Source organism: Streptomyces sp. CoH27, assembly GCF_020181035.1.
GTDB lineage: Bacteria > Actinomycetota > Actinomycetes > Streptomycetales > Streptomycetaceae > Streptomyces > Streptomyces camelliae.
Map to the genome: position 1 here is coordinate 1 of NZ_JAIQYY010000090.1, position 3,734 is coordinate 3,734.

The window sequence follows — 3,734 nt, forward strand, 5'->3', positions numbered from 1 at the left end:
GTACTGGGTGCGGCAGATCCGTGAGCCGGTCCGTTTCTTTGATGGTGTGCGGGCGTTGGAGGCGGAGGGGGTCACGGCGTATCTGGAGCTGGGTCCGGATGCGGCGTTGACGGGTGCGGTTCTGGCGAGTGTGGCGGATTCCGGGGCTTTGGCGGTGGCGGCGGCTCGTCGTGACCGTGGTGAGGTGGCCACGGTGCTCGCCGCGCTGGCCGCGCTGCACACGCACGGCGTGACCGTGGACTGGTCGGCGCAGCTGACGGGTGCTCGTGTGGTGGACGTTCCGACGTATGCGTTCCAGCGGCGTCGTTACTGGCTGGATGCGTCTCAGGGGGCCGGCGGGGCCGACCGGTTCGGGCTCGATGCCACCGGGCATCCCCTCCTCGGCGCCGCCGTCGAACCAGCCGCGGACGGAGGCCTGTTGCTGACGGGCCGGCTCGCTCTCGGCACGCACGGCTGGCTGGCCGACCACACCATCGCCGGTGCCGTGCTGCTGCCCGGGACCGTCTTCCTGGAGTTCGCGCTGGCCGCGGCCGACCACGCGGGCTGTGACAGCGTGGCCGAGCTGACCATCGAGAGCCCGCTGCTGATGCCCGACCAGGCTGCCGTCCGTCTCCAGGCCGCCGTGAGCCGGCCCGACGCGGAGGGCCGCCGCACCATCGGCGTGTACTCCGCCACCGGGTCCGGCGAGTGGACCCGGCACGCCACGGGCCTGCTGGAGACCGCGCGACCCACCGCGGTCACCGGGCTCACCGACTGGCCGCCGCCCGGCGCGACCCCCGTACCGACGGATCGCGCCTACGCCGAACTGGAGTCGCGCGGATACGCGTACGGGCCGGCGTTCCAAGGCCTGCACGCGCTGTGGCGACAGGGTGAGGAGCTGTACGCGGAGGTACGTCTGCCCGCTGGTCCGGACGGTGAGGCCAGGCGGCTCGGCATCCACCCCGCGCTGCTCGACGCCGCGCTGCATCCCGTCGTACTGACCCAGCCCGAGGACAGGATGCTGATCCCGTTCTCCTGGAACGGCGTGCGGCTGCACGCCACCGGGGCCACCACCCTGCGGGTGCGCTGGTCGCCGGCCGGAGCGGACACCGTGTCCCTCGTCGCGGCCGACAGCACCGGCGCGCCGGTGCTGAGCGTCGACTCGCTGGTGCTGCGCCCCTCGACACCGGTCCGCCACCGGACCGCCGGAGTCGACGACTCGCTGCACCTCGTCCGCTGGTCGCCGGCGTCTACGGGGCAGCCGCGGACCGGCAAGTGGGTGGTGCTGGAAGCGGCAGCCGGCCGAGGTGGTGAGCGGCCCGCCGGGGCCGTGCTGTTGCCGGATCTGCCCCGGTGTGACGGGCTCGGTGCGCTGACCGCCGACGCAGGACCGGTGCCGGACGCGGTCGTCGTCGTGCGCGGACCGGTCGGCGGCGAGGAACCGGCGGCCGACGCCGCCCTCGGTGTGGGCCGGGTGCTGGAACTGGTCCAGGACTGGCTGGCCGAGGAGCGGTTCGCCGATGCCCGGCTCGTCGTGGTGACGCAGGGCGCGATCGGTGCCCTGCCCGAGGACACCGTCCCCGATCCGGCGGGCGCCGCGCTGTGGGGCCTGCTGCGTACGGCACAGACGGAACACCCGGGTCGGTTCGTCCTGGTGGACGTCGACGACACCGACGCCTCGGCACAGGCCCTGCCCGCCGCCGTGGCGGGTGGCGAACCGCAGCTCGCGATACGCGCCGGCGTGCCACACACGCCCCACCTGACCGCTGCCCGCGCCGGCAGCGCACCGACGGTGTTCGACAGCGACGGCACGGTTCTGGTCACCGGCGGTACGGGTGGGCTGGGCGCGCTGTTCGCCCGGCATCTGGTCGCCGAGTACGGCGTACGGCGTCTGCTGCTGACCAGCAGGCGGGGTGCGCAGGCTCCGGGGGCGGAGGAACTGACCGCGCAGTTGCGTGCGTCGGGTGCCGAGGTGACCGTCGCGGCCTGTGATGTGGCGGACCGGGCGGCGCTGGCCGCGCTGCTGGAGACGGTTCCCGCCGAGCATCCGCTGACCGCCGTCGTGCACGCGGCCGGCGTCCTCGACGACGGAACCCTGGAGACGCTGACTCCTGAACGCTGTGCCGCCGTCCTGCGGCCCAAAGCGGAAGCCGCCTGGAACCTCCATCTGCTGACCCGGGAGGCTCCGCTCGCCGCCTTCGTCCTGTTCTCCTCGATCGTCGGCCAGATCGGCAACGCCGGCCAGGCCAACTACGCCGCCGCCAACACCTTCCTGGACGCGCTCGCCCACCACCGACGGGGCCTTGGGCTGCCCGGCGTCTCCCTGGCGTGGAGTCTGTGGAACACCGCCGACGGCATGGGCGCGGGCCTGACGGACACCGAGCTGTCCCGGTGGCGCCGGAACGGGCTGGAACCACTCGACGCCGAGCTGGGCCTCGCACTGTTCGACGCGGCGCTCGCCACCGACCAGGCGGTGCTCGTGCCCGCACGGCTGGACGCGGTGGCCCTGCGCGCCCGGTCCGAGGCCGGACTCCTGCCCCCGATGCTCCGGCCGGCCGTGCGCCGCCCGGCCCGGCAGCAGGCCGGCAACACGGCCCCCGGGGAGAGCTCCTGGCTCCAGCGGCTCGCCGCCCTCGGTGCGGACGAACGCCGGGAAGCCGCACGGGAGCTGGTGCTCTCCACGGTGGCCGCCGTGCTCGGTCACGGGGACCCGACGGCGGTCGACGCCCAACTCTCCTTCCGTGAACTCGGCTTCGACTCGCTCACCGGAGTGGAACTGCGCAACCGCCTGAACTCCCTCGCGGGTACACGGCTCGCGGCCACCGTGGTCTTCGACCACCCCACGCCCGATGCACTGGGGGAACTGCTGCTCGAACTCGTCCCGGGAGCGACCCCGTCCGGCGCCGGGGAGGAGACCACCACGACACGTGTCGTCGCCGACGACGAACCGATCGCCGTGATCGGCATGGCCTGCCACTATCCGGGAGGCGTCGACAGCCCCGAGGACTTGTGGCGACTGGTCGCGGACGGCCGTGACGCGATCACCGGGTTCCCGACCAACCGCGGCTGGGACCTGGACTCTCTCCACGATCCGGACCCCGAGCGCCCCGGCACCACGTACTGCCGTCAGGGCGGCTTTCTGCACGACGCCGACCGCTTCGACGCCGAGTTCTTCGGGATCTCACCGCGCGAGGCCGTACCGATCGATCCCCAGCAGCGGCTGCTGCTGGAAACCGTCTGGGAGACCCTGGAGCACGCCCGGCTCGACCCGGGCACCCTGCGCGGCAGCCGTACCGGCGTCTTCGTCGGCGCCATGTACAGCGACTATGGGTCGCGGATCGCCAAGGCCCCTGAGGAATACGAGGGTTACCTGCTCACCGGCAGCACCGGGAGTGTGGCCTCCGGCCGTATCGCGTACACCTTCGGTCTGGAGGGCCCGGCGGTGACGGTGGACACGGCGTGCTCGTCGTCCCTCGTGGCCATCCACCTGGCCGCCCAGGCGCTGCGGCGCGGCGAGTGCACCCTCGCCCTCGCCGGCGGTGTGACCGTCATGGCCACGCCCAACACCTTCGTGGAGTTCAGCCGCCAGCGGGCACTCTCCCCCGACGGCCGCTGCCGTTCCTTCGCCGCCGGGGCCAATGGCACCACCTGGAGCGAAGGCGTCGGCATGCTCCTGGTGGAGCGGTTGTCGGATGCGCGGCGCAATGGTCACCGGGTGCTGGCGGTGGTCCGGGGGAGTGCGGTCAATCAGGATG

1 protein-coding gene is annotated in these 3,734 nt (G+C 73.1%); it reads left to right on the forward strand.

Features of this window, described 5'->3' with window-relative positions; genetic code table 11:
* Positions 1–184: 184 nt before the first annotated feature.
* Positions 185–3,734: type I polyketide synthase (locus tag LE548_RS45100; protein ID WP_225102836.1), on the forward strand; the 3,550-nt coding region annotated here is incomplete at its 3' end.